The organism is Sphingobacterium prati (genome assembly GCF_013167215.1).
Classification (GTDB): domain Bacteria; phylum Bacteroidota; class Bacteroidia; order Sphingobacteriales; family Sphingobacteriaceae; genus Sphingobacterium; species Sphingobacterium prati.
This window is the reverse complement of the sequence record NZ_JABJWY010000035.1, coordinates 104,708-120,012: the sequence shown is the minus strand read 5'-3', so window position 1 is coordinate 120,012 and position 15,305 is coordinate 104,708. Positions and strand designations below refer to the sequence as shown.

Below are 15,305 nucleotides of genomic sequence, written 5' to 3'. Positions count from 1 at the left end.
TTTTGCCATTCATACTATGAAGATTGAGATTGAAGATTTTTTTAAGCCGGTACACGTTAAAGATACCTTTAGCAAAGGTGATTATGAGATTATAGATGCTTTTATAAATTTTGCACAGTCTTTGAGCAGATTAACCTATCAAAGTATATACCTAATTGACTATTCTAAAAAGAGCTTTCTATTTGTGTCTGACAACCCCATCTTCTTATGTGGAAACTCTCCCGCTGAAGTTTTAAAGAAAGGTTATCAACATTATTTTGACAATGTACCAGAACAGGATATACAGTTATTAAAAAAAATAAACGATGTTGGATTTGATTTTTTTGAAAACCTTTCGAAGGAGGAAAGATTAACACATTCTATATCCTATGATTTCCATTTGAAACAATCGAATGGGAAACCTTTGTTAATAAATCACAAACTTAAGCCCATACTTTTAGATAAATCTTCGAACCCCTGGATAGCGCTTTGTGTTGTTTCCATTTCGTCGCACGCGAATGCAGGAAATATTAAATTTAAGTCTGATGAGAATGGAAAACAATTTGAATATAATTTGGAAACAGATCGTTGGGTCGAAGCTCCGCATGTCAAACTTAAACCTCGAGAAAAAGACATTCTTTTATTTTCTGCCCAAGGATTGACTATGGATCAGATAGCAGATAGACTTTACGTTTCGATCGACACAATAAAATTTCACAAAAAGCAGATATTCTCCAAACTAAAAGTAAAAAGTATCACAGAGGCCACCGCTTTAGCAATTGAGCAGTCTTTATTTTAATTAGCATCACGATCCTTATCATTCTTATAGGGAGGTATTTTTTTTGCTATATCAAAGATTTTATGAGCGTCTATTGTATTGCCAAAACAATACTGTGCCAATTTATTCTTTTCTATAAAAGAATTTAGCCATGTTGTTTTTATATATATAGGCAATGTTTCCGAATATAAATAAATAATTGGAACGCCTAATTGATAAGAAGGTATTCCTAAATTAAACAATGTACGAACCAATTTTTTATCACATTCTGCAATAACTAACCCATTCCCTAAATAAAATGGAGGAAAAAATGCATCAAAAAGCATCTTTTTGAGTATGCTGATGCGCTGCCCCGTGATTTTTTGTGAAATAATGAAACGCCCTATATGCCAAAAATGATCAATCTCAGCGATCAGGAGATTTTCCTTTTTTATTGAAAACAACTGTTGAATTGGCAACGTAGTTTCCCTATCCCAATAAGTAATACGAATAGAGGCTTGTATGGCATGTTTTTTTGTATCACGCATAACGTAATAAATTGATTTATCAAAAAAAAGCAGGTCTTCTCGAATCAGATTCTCATATTGGCGTGAGTACTCTTCATCGGGAGCATTATCCAGATGAAAGAATTCTCTTGTCGTTCCTAAATAAAAATGAATGAACTCTGAAAGTTCTTTCTTCTCAAGTTTAGTAAAGTAATAATTTTCAGACGTCCAATTCATGTAGATAGCAACCAAGAACTATAAAAATAAAGACTTTTATTCTAAATTTTTAACGCCACAATGTGTTATGTAGAAAAAGAAAGATAATATATTTAACGCTATAATTATTTCAGAGACAAATAATAAGATTCGGGAAACACTTTTATCTCTTTTTCTGTAGCGATATTAAACACAAGCTGACAGACCATTCCTGACAGCACATATAGTCCCAATGACAACTGTGGCGGAGGAGAATCCATTGCTATTTTACCATATTCTGAAAGAAAATCTTCTAGCCATTTTGTATCAATATTTTTTTCTTGTAACCGATCAACAATATATTGTCCAACATTTATCTCAAATGCATGATGTTCTTTATGAAGTGATCTCAAATTACGGCTTTCTGGTGTAATTACTGTTAAAAATCCAGCCCAGCCCAAATTATAAGGGTGAACAACAGGTACACTTTTCTGTGCCATATATTCGTCAAATAAAAAAGGAATATCCGAAGAAAAATCCAGGGCATTAATGGCAACTTTACAGCTTAAATCAAGATTATATAAATTGTTCCGGTCTATAAATTCGCTATACGCCTTAATATTCGCTTCAGGATTAATGGATATCAATCGCTGTTTTAAAGCAATAGCCTTATTGACACCAATGTCGTCCGTGACATAATTCTGTCGATTGAGATTTGTTAGTTCTACAGTATCACCATCTATTATTGTCAAATTTTCAAAGCCCATCCGCAATAAACACTCGGCAATATAACTACCGATACCGCAGCCTCCAATCAGCACCGGAAAATTCTTAATGCACTTTTGCTCCTCCTCTTTTATATGAATGATATTACGTTCGTATCTCAAACTCATTTACTATAAATTTGTATCTTAATAAAGATAGGACTATAATTTAAAAATTATTGTCTCATCTTTATCAATTAATCCTAAAAATTATTTCTTAAAACATTGCTAGGATTCTAGCTTTAATATCATAATAATGATTCTATCATTGCCTCCCAATTAGAATCTTCATAAGAATCCTATCTTAAACGATTAGTCGCTACACTAAAATACAAATAACCTATACTTTGCTTTCTTAACACATTAATATTAATCATGTCTTCATAAGCTTAACAATGAAAAAACATCCAAACGAAAATTGTTGTACTCAAATTGTTGATCATAATATTTAGGAAACAAGCATTGTGAAAACATTATTTTTCAATTCATAAAGTATAGATATTTAACATGACAAAACTATTTTATCCTATTTAATTTTGGAATATTATCCTGATATTAGCAAGTATCCGTTTAGGACACTAATAGCAGGAAAAAAATGAAAAGCTTATTGATTTTACAGCAAACGTAAATGGACTATGGAAAAGCAGGTAAATGCAGGTGAGTTTGTAGATAGATTTATGACGGGTAGTCTGGAACACCTTAGATACCAACAGTCTCCAATTAAGATATTTCAGCTCAGTGAAATTGCGCCCTATATTAAATTCCCTACCCCCCCTATTTTCCTGGGATATAACCTCTTGGTACATATAACAGAAGGTCATTTCAAACACAAAATTGGAGCGAAAGAATATGTGGTAGAAGCACCTGCGATTCTTACGAGCAATTATGGCAACATCTCCACTATTAAATCCGTTGACAAATCAGCAAAGGGACATTGCGTATTAATCAATGACAATGCAATGACTTCCATATTTAGGGAGCAGGAGATTCTGAATATTTTTAATATTTCCCCATTACTTAATCTTGCAAAACAGGATAGCGCAGATCTCAACGAGCTCTTCAAGTTACTTTACAATGAATTACTTTCTGAGTCACCTTATAAAGAATTGTTTGAAAGTTTACTAAAATCTCTTTTACTAAAGATAATTAAGCTATCTTCTTCCAATCAAGCGCTCAACCGAAGACAGGAAATTGCAATGATGTTTAAACAGCTTGTGCACAAAAACTTCAAAAAACAAAAACATATTGGTTTTTATGCTGATAAGCTCGCTGTATCGACCAATTACCTAAATCGATGTGTATTTTCGGTATTCAAAAAATCATCCAAAGAGCTAATTTTAGAGGTCCTCATTATGCATAGTCAATTTCTTCTGTTTGAATCGAATAAAAGCATCGCTGACATCTGTTATGAACTCGATTTTTCGGATCCTTCTTATTTCTCCCGACTATTTAAAAAAATCGTAGGAACTTCACCAACTTCTTATCGAAACAAGGCAACTTAATTTTTTACACATGCACGATTTGTCCTATCTTTTATACGGAAGTGGACAGGCTAATCACAATGATATGGGTTATTTTTGTTTAGCGATCGGGATGTAGGAGTAAATCACAGCTATCTTAAGGATATATCGTATACATCCACTATTGCAAATGTTTTATCATTTAATCAATAACTAGCGATGTCTAACGTTTTAGCACACACAAACAAGATGCAGGATTTCGATTTATATATCGAAAACTTCAAAGAAAGGTTGTCAAATTTATTCCATAAGGAGTATGACTATAATAACCTAAGCTTAACACGTGGTTTACCACCTCAGTTTTTAAGTGAAATCATGGAAATGAAACCATTGTCGGTCGCTATTCCAGAGCATCTTGGTGGCCGCGGGCTACATGTAAAAGAGTGTCTAGGCGTGCTAGCTGCTGCTTCTTATGAATCACTGTCTCTTTCTCTGATCTTTGGAATTAATATCGCGCTATTTTTAGAACCATTTGCCAAATATGGCAATCCCTTATTACAGGAGAAAATATTTCGTCGCTTTTTAGACAATAAAGCCATGGGCGGACTAATGATCACAGAACAAGCTTACGGAAGTGATGCCCTCAATATGCGTACATTTTATCAGCAAGATGGGGATAAATATCATATTAAGGGCGAGAAACATTGGCAGGGCTTAACGGGTGCTGCGGATTTTTGGCTTGTCACTGCACGAAAAAAAAATGAAAATGGGGAACTTGTACGTGATATAGATTTCTTTGTCACCGATAATTCGATTGCCGAGCAAAAAATCGAGGTATTAAAAAAATACAATAGTCTCGGTCTATATGCTATTCCTTATGGCATCAATAAAATAGACATCGAGGTACCGAGAGATTATCGATTAACCCCTGAAAGCACAGGTATAAAACTCATGTTGGACACCTTACACCGAAGCAGACTTCAGTTTCCAGGTATGGGTATGGGTTTCATAAAACGTATGCTGGATGAAGCTATGAAACATTGCACCGAAAGACGTGTCAGCGGAATTCCTTTAAACGAATTGGATTCAGTTAAGTTTCAATTATCTCGTTTACAGGCAGCTTTTACAATATGTTCGGCCATGTGTGCTTACAGCAGTTCGATCAGTTCAATTCATAATGATCTCTCTGGCCACAGTGTAGACGCAAATAGTGTCAAGGCATTGGTGACAGATCTCATGCATGAATCTGCTCAGATCTGTGTACAATTGTCTGGAGCAAATGGCTATAGACTGGATCATGTCGCTGGTCGTGGCTTAGTAGATAGCAGACCTTTTCAGATTTTTGAGGGTTCAAATGAGATGCTCTATTCTCAAGTCGCTGAGGCTATTGCCAAACTGATGCGCAAAAGCAAAGAAAGCAATCTGCTTTCATTCCTGAAAATAAATCCGGCAACCGAACTTGCGGCTCCATTTTTCTCTTCTATTTTGAATTTCGACTTCCCGCTTCAACCTAAACAGCGCGAGATGGTCACTTTAGGGAAAATAATTGCACGTGTTGTTTGCTTCCAATATGTCCTGCAAATCAATAACGCTGGTTTTAATGATAAAATGACAGAAATTGCCCGTCAGCATGTTAGTATGGATCTGTACATGTTGGTCGGTCAACTCTCCAATAGCAATAATGCCGAACCGCTTATGCACTATGACGAAAAGGCTGATTGGATGAATTTCACCTCTTTATAAAATTGAGGGGGGCTGCGAAAAGAATTTCATCGCAGTCCCTTTTTCTATTACATCTCCGCAATATCCCATTCCCAGACACTATGGTAGTGGCCAAGATTTTCTGCGTAATCAATAAATTTCTGGTAGAACGAATGAACCCCTATCGTCGCACTATCGCCAATGACGACCAACTTCTTTTTGGCCCTTGTCATAGCGACATTCATCCGTCGCACATCGGATAAAAAACCAATCTGTTGTTCGTTATTGCTTCGTGTCAAACTGATATAAATAATATCTTTCTCTTGCCCCTGAAAACTATCAATGGTCTGTACTTTAATAATAGCAGCATACGGCCGTAATTCTTCGTCCTGCTCCAACATTTCCTTTAATACAGACACTTGTTTCCGGTAAGGTGCTATTATCCCAATACTTGGCCATTGTTCGATTGGAGAAGTCTCTAACCAAGTTGCGATGGCTGTCTTTAAATGAGATTTCAGAAAACTGGCCTCCCCGAGATTATAGATTGCACCATCACTTTCGGTTTCCTCAAAACCTGCCCCAGCCGTATCGATATATACAATCGGTTCTGAATCGTTCGCTATTGTCCAATGCGCAACTGAACAATCAGCTTTCAAGAGACCTCCATACAAAGCTGAGGAGGGATAATTCATGATCTGCTCGTTCATTCGATATTGGATATCGAGCAGCGAAACCGCTTGGGGATAAAGATTGATGAGTTTTTCAAACAGCGTATTGCTAAGCTTATTGTCCATACCTTTATTTGATTTCACTGTTGGCGAGAGTTGACAATGATCCCCAGCCAACACCAATTTGTCAGCCTTTAATATCGGAATCCAGCAGGCAGGCTCCAGTGCCTGAGCAGCCTCGTCAATAACAACCGTCTCATATCTTCGGTTTCGTATAACATCTTGATTTGCCCCTACTAGCGTCGCGGTTATTACCTGAGAGCGATCGAGAATATCCATTACAATAAAATCCTGAATTTTATCAACATCTTTTCGAATTCTGTAAGCTTCGTCGAACAATGCTTTCCTTTGTTCGCGCTCGGCCTTGCCAAAATTGCGTTTATATTTTTGGGCCATATCCGTATAGGTCCGAACTTGCTTTTGCAAGGACTTTATATCCTTATTCGCGCTATGACGATCTATTCTGCTATCAAGGGTTAACTCCTGTAGATGTTCAGATACTTTAACCGGATTACCTATCCGAGTGACAGCTATTCCTGCAGCATCTAAACGCTCAGTCAATAAGTCAACCGCAGTATTACTCGGAGCCACGACCAATATCTGCTTGTTATTGCTCTTTGACAAAGCAGCTATTGCCCTGATTAATGTTGTCGTTTTCCCAGTCCCTGGAGGGCCATGTAAAAGTGCGATATCTGTTGTAGTTAAGACCTGTTGAACAGCACTATTTTGGCTGACATTGAGATCTGGATGCTCAAAAAATATATCTTTTTCTCCAGTATATAATTGTTCTTCACCAATAAGCTTTCTGATCAATTTGCCTTGTCGTGGATCAGTCGCAAGTTCCTTTGCCTGTCGCAATGCATTCGCCATTTCACGGTATGAGTATTCGTCAAATAATAAGTCCACACCAAGTTTCCCCCTTCTGCTCCAATCGGGCAGCTCATCTACACGAAATGAAATCCGCATACTTTCCTTATTAACCGAAGATATAATGCCGTCTATTCTGTCCGCATTTGGGTCATGGTTTGAAAATAGAGAAACAGGCATCCCAAAACGAAACCGATGATCTACATCGAGGTGATTTGTTTTTTTTAAACTAACTGACAGATAATCTCCCCGCCCCAGTTCGCTATCCGTGATCTGAATAGGAAACCAGGTCACCCCCTGCATTCTTCTTTCATTTAAACTGCTTTTCAATAATAATGTTTCATGCTGCACCTTATCATATTGTTGTTCTTCATGTAATAATGTAATAAGTTCGTCGAAATAATTCATATCAGTACACTCGCTTTGATCAGACACAAAGTAACAGTTTTTTCAAATACTTTACCGATCAGTTCATGCATGTTCTCCTATTTTTCCTAAGAAAATCGGGAAATTCTCTCATCGACGCTGTACGTTTATCAAGAACTTCTCAAGCTGAGCTACAAAAGTCATATTTATTTCCTATCATTGGCGATAAAGATTTGTTGATTAATTTTTTAAAATAAAAGCGATTAAAATGAGTGAGATATTCCTACACGATAAAGCCCAGAGCTGGACGGATCTAGGCGATGGTGTACAACGTAAAATATTAGTTTATAACGATGAATTGATGTTAATGAAAGTACGTTTTCAAAAAGGTGCAATCGGTGCCCTACATCAACACCCACATACACAAATATCTTATGTCAACGCCGGAAAGTTCAGGTACCACATCGATGGCATAGATGAAATCTTAACTGTAGGTGATTCCTGTATCATTAACCCAAATTTAACCCACGGCTGTGAATGTCTTGAAGAAGGCGAGTTGATAGATTCTTTCACACCGCATCGAGAAGATTTCATTACATCGTTGTAGCCAGAAAAAAAGAGAATTTTACAGGTCCAACACAACAATATTCATTCCGAACAATCGTTTATTTACTTATGTTCAAAAATACTATTTCGCTCTTCTCCGCAAAAGTAGCTACGCTACTTCTCGGTCTTTCTTGCTGTGTATTGCCATCTTTGCGCGCACAGGAAAAACCATTATCCATTGAAAAGATCAATTCACAGCTTTATCTTTATACGACTTACAATACCTTTGAGGGCACCAAATATGCCGCTAATGCGGTCTATCTAATCACCAAGAAAGGTGTTATTCTATTTGATACGCCTTGGGACTCGACACAATATCAACCGCTTTTGGACAGTATTAAACAAAAGCATCAGCTACCTGTCATTGCAGTATATGCCACACATTGGCACGAGGATCGCGCGGGAGGCTTTGCATATTATAATCGTATGGGAATTCCAACTTATGCGACAAAAATGACCAACGATCTGCTTAAGGCAAATCATAAAGCCCAAGCTACGCATCTCGTTAAAATCAACAAGACCTATAATGTGCGTGGTCAGTCCTTCGTTTTGAACTTTTTTGGTGCAGGACATTCTTTGGATAATGTCGTTGTCTGGTTTCCGGACTATCAAATTCTGGATGGGGGTTGCTTCATCAAAAGTTCGGAGGCCAAAAACTTGGGATTTGTCGGTGATGGTGATGTCAAAGCCTGGAAGCCTGCATTGGCAAGATTGTTAGCGAAGTATCCGCAGATAAAAATGGTTATTCCTGGACATGACGCATGGAAGGACAATCAACAGATAAAACGTACTGAGGAACTACTTACTGAGAAGCAATAAATAATAATATTTAAAAAAATAAAAAAGCAATTTTGTTTTTACAAAAAAGGTATTATCTTAGCGACAGAAAAAACAAAGGGGGCATTAGCTCATCTGGCTAGAGCGCTTCGCTGGCAGTGAAGAGGTGATCAGTTCGATCCTGATATGCTCCACAAACAAAAGAGGCTACTTTTCATAAGTAGCCTCTTTGTTGTTTTTATACATTGATCAGTTTTCCCGAAACATCATTTCAATTTGTGGCAGTAATTCCTATTTGTAAGAATTAACTGATTTAGAAACTTTCCATGCACCATTTTCCTTCACAAGTGTGATCAAATCGGTCTTAGAGAAACCATCAAATTGCATGGTTACTTTCGCAATAGCATAATCTGGTAATTCTTCAACGATCTGCGTTGTTGTTTTGCAGTTCATTTTTATTCCTTTTTGTTTTTTCAAGAACTCGATCATCTCCGAACGACTGTGATTTAAATCCTGTTTACCACATATTTTCTGGTTAAAATCAGAAGTGAATAGCTTATCTAAATTCGCTACCTGACCTTCGGTCATCGCGCCTACATATTCATCAATCGCCAAATCAGCTGTAATTAAATTACGTTCTTCTGGTTTAACCGAAGCCATTGAGCAAGTAGAGATCGCTATCATTGCTGCCGCTACAAATGTTTTTACTAAAGTTTTCATATCTTTTCTATTTTATAATGTATTAGTATATTTTCTTATCCTATTGTCGGAGACAATCTAAATTTGTTGCACTTTTTTCTTATTTATTTTCTGATTCAAATTTAAGACAACTGATGTGTTGATTCTATTACATTTAGATTAACATTACATTAAAATCGGTAAACGCTATTTTTTTCTAGGTGAATGAAATTTTGATTTATTCTATCTATAGACAAAACGCGACAGAACAGATAAAATCTTCTTTACAATATTGTAATTCTGTACAATTCCTCTTAGATTGCATGTATTCATGACACACTACGACAGACAGCATCTTTTTTTATATCAGCTTGCTACTTTAACATTTTTATTGGTGATATTTCAATCTGAGCTCTATGCACAGCGCCCTGTCAATGAAATAGAAATCACTGAGCATATTGCAGATACGAGTAAACAAAGGGATCTGATCGATATCGGAAAAGAGATTCTCAAGATTAAGCCACCGCAATCTGTCGATAGTACAGGAAAAAAGTTTTACTTTTCATTTCTGCCATTTTCGACAAATGTCCCTGGAGGAGGGCACGCTTTAATTACGAGTACTACAGCAGGGTTTTATCTTGGTGAGCGTAAAAGCACCTATATGTCTAAAGTTACTTTCACGCCATACACCAATTTTGGAAAGCGATTCGGCCTCCCCATCCGCTCCTATGTCTGGTTAAAAGATAATACTTGGGTTATCGATGGTGATATCAGGCTATTAAAATACCCACATGAGACTTGGGGAATAGGCAAAGAGCATCACGGAGACCAACAGATCAATTTGGATTATACTTATTTTAGACTATATCAACATGCGTTGAAAAGAATCCACGGCGGACTGTTTATGGGTATTGGCTATGACCTGGATTACCGCATGAATATCAAATCTACGAGTGCTATCCCACTTGACGAGTACACCTCCTACCCCTATGGTACAGCGTTGAAAGACCATACTATTTCCTCAGGACTCAGTCTCAACCTAATCTATGACACGCGCGCCAACTCTATCAATACCTGGTCCGGCAATTATGCCAATCTACAGTTCCGCCTTAACCCGGTTTTCATGGGAAGTGATCAGAATTGGAAGTCCTTATTCCTCGAAATCAGGAGATACCATCGCTTGACCCAGGATCCGAATAGGCAGAATATGATTGCTGTGCGAAGCTTTTTCTGGACTGTATTCAATAGCAAAGCACCTTACCTCGATTTACCAAATTTGGGTTGGGACCCTTACAACAGTTCCGGAAGAGGGTTCCCAGTAAGTCGGTTCCGTGGCAAATCGTTATATTATCTGGAAACAGAATACCGCCGAGACATCAGCAGCGATGGTTTATTTGGTTTTGTTGCTTTTATGAATTTTACCACCGTAAACGGCCCCAAAAACAGCATGTTTGCGGATTGGAATATTGGTACCGGTGCAGGTGCTCGAATTAAATTCAATAAAAATTCAGGCACCAATATTGGCATCGACTATGGCATCAGTACCAATCACCGTGGCGTAAGACTGACTTTGGGTGAAGTATTTTAATATCTAGCTCAAGTGATAGCTTTGATTCTTAAATTCCATGGAAGCATAATATCGATATTTTTCATTGTCTAACGGATAATCCCAGCAGCCCATACGATGATAGATTTCACCTCCAAACCCTACTTTAAACCTATAAAGCCCATATAAGGGATGTGATGGGTCCGCCTGAGGAGATACGCCAAAGAAATCATATTCAGTACACCCTTTTTCCTTTGCGACCTGCATTGCTCGCCATTGCAAGGCATAGGTCGCCATATAATTACGATTTTCGGAAGCCGAAGCACCATATAAATAGGTTCCTCGATTTGCTGCAATTACCAGAAACATCGCGGCTAAAGGCTTATTTTCCAACTCGGCAATCAACAGGTAAACGTCTGCAGGTGACATTGTATCGTTTGCTCTTGCCGAAAGTACAATCTTAAAATAGTTGATATCATGTAAGAAAAAATTATTCCGGGTAGCCGTCTGCCGATATAATTCATACCAAATCTCCAAGCTTTCCAAGCCAAGGGAGCGTACTTTAACGCCCTTCCTTTGGGCTAAATTAATATTATACCGTGTTTTTGATTTCATGTTGGACAACAGACGATTTTCTTCGGCCTTAAGGTTCATAAAAATGGTATTAGAAGGAAGAATGTCCGTATTTGCTTTATGAAAATTCCAATTTTCAGTATTAAAATTAAAACGCATTTCCTGAATCCGTTTTTCCGGAACGCCTAACCAATTGCCATAAAGATCATAACAATCATCATCTTTTGCCCAATGTGATTCCCAAGATAAATCATAACGTATCATAATACAGTTTTGAGGCAGATATGTGCGTATGCTTTCCGAAAGTTGCTCTAAAAAATAGCCTTGATTTTCTTCCGATGGTTCTATTTCAGGGCCATACGGGACATAAGCTATACTATGTTCATGATCTATCATCTGTATTATAATTAATAGGTCGCCAACGAAGTAAGCATCGTCCTCAACTCCTGTATAAAGATCGGAACGCTTCGATTTGAAATTAAACGCTTTCGATTCGATCCCCTGCATCTTTTTCACAGTAGACCAATATGCTGTCTGCTGAATAATCCCTGTCTTATAAAGGCCACTAACCTCTTTATCACTTATATCTGCTATCATAACCCGCTAATTGTTATCGGATATCTTCAAAAAACACAATATCCGTTATAGATTTCAATACCCAAAAACGGCAAACTTAGCCATAATGCAGCATTATACAGGTATTCATTTGTCACTTTGTTGTTAATTTAATAAAACAACCTATTATTAGCGCTAAAAACAGCTTTTTCACATTATTTAACGGGTTTATATTATCAACTTGGTTGGTATTTTGCCTCAAAAATTAGGATATTTGTAGCCTAACAACTCACCATAATGATGGACAATAAAGCGATCTCTAAAATTTTTAAATTGTGCAGCCAATTAATGGAACTTCACAACGAAAATCCATTCCGAACAAAGGCTATGGCTAGTGCATCTTTTAAATTGGACAAATTGCCCTTTCGCATTGACGACGCCTCGCTTGAAGAATTGAGCGCACAGCCGGGCATAGGAAAAAGTACCGCCGAAAAAGCGAAAGAGGTCGCACAAACCGGAACGTTTAAGGAACTCCAGGACCTATTAGCGAATACGCCATCAGGAGTTGTTGAAATGTTAAACATAAAGGGCCTGGGCCCAAAAAAGGTTCAGATTATCTGGCAAGACCTTGGTATTGAAAGTGTAGGTGAACTACTGTATGCCTGCAATGAAAACCGGCTAGTTGAAGCCAAAGGATTTGGCTTAAAAACGCAGGAAGAAATAAAGAAGTCCATCGAATTCTCAATATCCAATCAGGGATGGTTCCTATACGCCAAAGTATTGTCCCAAGCTGATACATTTTACGCTATTTTAAAAACACATTTCCCCTCGTCTCTTCTATCCTTTACCGGAGATTTTAGAAGAAAATGCGAGGTGTTAAGCACAGTGGATCTACTCATTTCCGAAAGTATAGAAGCAGTGGAGAAATTCCTAGGTGATTATACATTGGTGGAGAAAACAGAGAATTCACTGGAAATTACCGATGAATTAGGTTTTACATTCAAGGTTTTCAGTACGAATATCAATGATTTTTATCGGGACCTTATTCTCAGTACAGGATCGACCGCACACTTGGATCTTTTATTCAATATTCTTCCTGACTTACCTTCACTTTCCAGTGAAGAGGCTATCTATCGTAACTTAAGACTTGATTATATTGAACCTGAATTGCGCGAGGGTCTCGACGAAATTGAACGCGCACAGAACCATACTTTACCTCAATTAATCCAATTTAAGGATCTCAAAGGGACACTGCACAACCACTCAACTTATAGTGATGGCGTTCATACCTTGGAGCAAATGGCTCTTCATTGTAAAGATGCATTAGGTCTCGAATATCTTGGAATATGTGATCACTCCAGAACGGCTGTTTATGCAAATGGTCTTTCCATCGAAAGATTGGAAGAGCAATGGAAGGAAATTGCCCGCTTAAATGAAAAACTAGCCCCTTTTAAAATCTTTAAAGGGATAGAATCCGATATTCTAAGCGACGGATCACTGGACTACCCCGATGAGGTACTAGTACAATTTGACTTTGTTGTCGCCTCTGTTCATTCCAACTTAAAGATGGATGAGGAAAAAGCAACCGCTAGATTGATTAAAGCAATTGAAAACCCATATACAACAATTTTGGGACATCCAACAGGCCGTCTTTTATTAAGTAGATCGGGCTATCCACTTGACTTTAAAAAAATAATTGATGCCTGCGCCGCGAATAAAGTCGTCATCGAAATTAATGCAAATCCTTTAAGGTTAGATTTAGATTGGAGATGGCATCGCTATGCTGTGGAAAAAGGTGTATTGTTATCCGTTAACCCCGATGCGCATCGCACTGAAGGGCTGCTGGACATGAAGTATGGTATTTTTATTGCACAGAAAGGTGGCCTGGAAGCAAAAAATTGTCTGAATACATACTCCTTGACGGAGATTACAAACTATTTTTCCAATCGTAGATATTAAAAAAAGCTTATAATGTCGCATAAAACCAATGCTGTCCGCTTGTTGGATACGGCAAAAGTAAACTATGAACTAAGAGAATACGAGGTGGATGATCATGATGTCAGTGCCGAACATGTTGCCTTGTCATTGGGTCTATTACCTGAAACACTTTATAAGACTTTAGTATTGAAAGGAAATATAGACCCTTACATTGTTGCTGTAATTCCCGGAAATGCCCAACTTGACTTAAAAAAGATCGCTAAAGCATCAGGTAATAAAAATTGTGAAATGCTCCCTATGAAGGATCTCCTAGCTGTAACGGGCTATATCCGCGGGGGCTGCTCACCTATTGGCATGAAAAAACTATTTCCAACATTTATTGAGGAAGCAGCTCAATTGGAAACAGAAATTTCTGTGAGCGCAGGAAAACGAGGCCTTCAAATAATATTAAATCCCAACGATTTAGCAACGATGACTAAAGCGATCTGGTCAGATTTAATCAGTATTTAACAGGAACATACTCGTCCGATTTCAGCTCTTTCGCCCATACAGCAAAATACGTTTAAATGGATATATCGCAGGGAATCTAGAAAAATGCTGTTTAATACGTGTCTTAAAAGCCTCAATAAAAACAGGTCGTTTATCTTCGTCCAGTCGCTCAATATAAGGGATCAATGCCGATCCGGAAATAAAGTCATAAAGTACTTCCGCTTCGGCGGCAATAATTGGGTAGATACGAAGTGAGAGGTCCAATTCCTCCAAGCCCGAATGAAACAGAATCTGTGCATAGTCATCTATACTTAGCACCGATGAAGCCCTATTCCAACCATCCAAATAGCTTCGGTAAGGTTCTTCAGCAGCTAGCTCAAATAGCAGTTTATTTAAGACATTTTCAGGCTGGTAAGGCATCTGAACGGCCAATTGCCCACCGCTACTCAATCTGGAAATGAGATGCGGAAAAAGCAGTTGGTGACCATCCAGCCATTGCAATGCAGCATTACTGAATATCAAATCCCAGGAACCCGCTGTCTCCAGAAATTTTTCAACACTACTATTCTCAAATTTTAGGTGTTCATGTTCAAGTTTACGGCTCATCGATAACATTTCTGGAGATGCATCTATTCCAAGGAATGTAGCCTGTGGAAATTTATCGCTTAAAATAGCGGTTTGCTCTCCGGTTCCACATCCGAGATCTACCGCTTTCATCGTTGCTTCCGAAGCTATTAGTTCGGATAGATCAAAAAAAGGTTTGAAACGGATGTCTTTAAACTTATTATAGATATCTGGATTCCAAGGCATAATATTTTTT

14 protein-coding genes and 1 tRNA gene are annotated in these 15,305 nt (G+C 37.8%); 9 read left to right on the top strand and 6 right to left on the bottom strand.

What is annotated here, in order from left to right; translation table 11 throughout:
- The first annotated feature begins 16 nt into the window (after positions 1-16).
- Positions 17-778, top strand: coding sequence for a response regulator transcription factor (locus HPC41_RS16450; RefSeq protein ID WP_172395090.1), 762 nt, complete (start codon positions 17-19; stop codon positions 776-778).
- On the opposite strand, the gene HPC41_RS16445 is transcribed toward HPC41_RS16450, so the two are convergent.
- Entirely contained in the window at positions 775-1,479 is a 705-nt protein-coding gene (locus HPC41_RS16445; RefSeq protein WP_172395088.1) for a hypothetical protein, read from the bottom strand. The genes HPC41_RS16450 and HPC41_RS16445 overlap by 4 nt on opposite strands.
- Positions 1,480-1,583: 104 nt before the next feature.
- Positions 1,584-2,330: a HesA/MoeB/ThiF family protein gene (locus tag HPC41_RS16440; RefSeq protein WP_172395087.1), complete on the bottom strand. Its 747-nt coding sequence runs from the start codon at positions 2,328-2,330 to the stop codon at positions 1,584-1,586.
- 506 nt (positions 2,331-2,836) lie between these two features.
- On the opposite strand from HPC41_RS16440, the gene HPC41_RS16435 reads away from it, so the two are divergent.
- Together HPC41_RS16435 and HPC41_RS16430 are read left to right on the top strand one after the other, a co-directional pair.
- Positions 2,837-3,703, top strand: coding sequence for a helix-turn-helix domain-containing protein (locus tag HPC41_RS16435; protein WP_172395085.1), 867 nt, complete (start codon positions 2,837-2,839; stop codon positions 3,701-3,703).
- A gap of 177 nt (positions 3,704-3,880) precedes the next feature.
- A complete protein-coding gene (locus tag HPC41_RS16430; protein WP_172395083.1) occupies positions 3,881-5,404 on the top strand; it encodes an acyl-CoA dehydrogenase family protein in 1,524 nt (507 codons plus the stop codon).
- 47 nt (positions 5,405-5,451) lie between these two features.
- On the opposite strand, the gene HPC41_RS16425 is transcribed toward HPC41_RS16430, so the two are convergent.
- The gene (locus HPC41_RS16425; RefSeq protein ID WP_343043839.1) at positions 5,452-7,392 is read right to left on the bottom strand and encodes an AAA domain-containing protein; all 1,941 of its coding nucleotides are present in this window, start codon (positions 7,390-7,392) and stop codon (positions 5,452-5,454) included.
- A gap of 199 nt (positions 7,393-7,591) precedes the next feature.
- On the opposite strand from HPC41_RS16425, the gene HPC41_RS16420 reads away from it, so the two are divergent.
- The 3 genes from HPC41_RS16420 to HPC41_RS16410 all read left to right on the top strand — a co-directional run bounded on the left by HPC41_RS16420 (position 7,592) and on the right by HPC41_RS16410 (position 8,900).
- On the top strand, positions 7,592-7,930 hold the full coding sequence (locus HPC41_RS16420; protein WP_172395082.1) for a cupin domain-containing protein: 339 nt from the start codon (positions 7,592-7,594) through the stop codon (positions 7,928-7,930).
- A gap of 68 nt (positions 7,931-7,998) precedes the next feature.
- Entirely contained in the window at positions 7,999-8,748 is a 750-nt protein-coding gene (gene bla / locus HPC41_RS16415; RefSeq protein ID WP_172395080.1) for a BlaB/IND/MUS family subclass B1 metallo-beta-lactamase, read from the top strand.
- 78 nt (positions 8,749-8,826) lie between these two features.
- Positions 8,827-8,900: transfer RNA gene (locus tag HPC41_RS16410), tRNA-Ala, on the top strand.
- A gap of 97 nt (positions 8,901-8,997) precedes the next feature.
- On the opposite strand, the gene HPC41_RS16405 is transcribed toward HPC41_RS16410, so the two are convergent.
- Positions 8,998-9,426 carry a nuclear transport factor 2 family protein gene (locus tag HPC41_RS16405; RefSeq protein ID WP_120260678.1) on the bottom strand — a complete coding sequence of 143 codons (429 nt, stop codon included), beginning with the start codon at positions 9,424-9,426 and terminating at the stop codon, positions 8,998-9,000.
- A gap of 352 nt (positions 9,427-9,778) precedes the next feature.
- Between HPC41_RS16405 and HPC41_RS16400 the strand changes: the two genes are divergently transcribed.
- Positions 9,779-10,972 carry a BamA/TamA family outer membrane protein gene (locus tag HPC41_RS16400; RefSeq protein ID WP_288811425.1) on the top strand — a complete coding sequence of 398 codons (1,194 nt, stop codon included), beginning with the start codon at positions 9,779-9,781 and terminating at the stop codon, positions 10,970-10,972.
- A 3-nt stretch (positions 10,973-10,975) separates the two neighbouring features.
- On the opposite strand, the gene HPC41_RS16395 is transcribed toward HPC41_RS16400, so the two are convergent.
- Positions 10,976-12,100 (bottom strand): lipid II:glycine glycyltransferase FemX, encoded by a 1,125-nt coding sequence (locus HPC41_RS16395; protein ID WP_172395078.1) that lies wholly within the window; start codon positions 12,098-12,100, stop codon positions 10,976-10,978.
- Positions 12,101-12,358: 258 nt separating this feature from the next.
- On the opposite strand from HPC41_RS16395, the gene HPC41_RS16390 reads away from it, so the two are divergent.
- The gene (locus tag HPC41_RS16390; protein ID WP_172395365.1) at positions 12,359-14,017 is read left to right on the top strand and encodes a DNA polymerase/3'-5' exonuclease PolX; all 1,659 of its coding nucleotides are present in this window, start codon (positions 12,359-12,361) and stop codon (positions 14,015-14,017) included.
- A 12-nt stretch (positions 14,018-14,029) separates the two neighbouring features.
- Positions 14,030-14,506 (top strand): Cys-tRNA(Pro) deacylase, encoded by a 477-nt coding sequence (ybaK, locus tag HPC41_RS16385; protein ID WP_172395077.1) that lies wholly within the window; start codon positions 14,030-14,032, stop codon positions 14,504-14,506.
- Between the two features lie 21 nt (positions 14,507-14,527).
- Here ybaK and HPC41_RS16380 read toward each other — a convergent pair whose 3' ends face one another.
- Entirely contained in the window at positions 14,528-15,295 is a 768-nt protein-coding gene (locus HPC41_RS16380) for a methyltransferase domain-containing protein (protein WP_172395076.1), read from the bottom strand.
- Between the last annotated feature and the right edge of the window lie 10 nt (positions 15,296-15,305).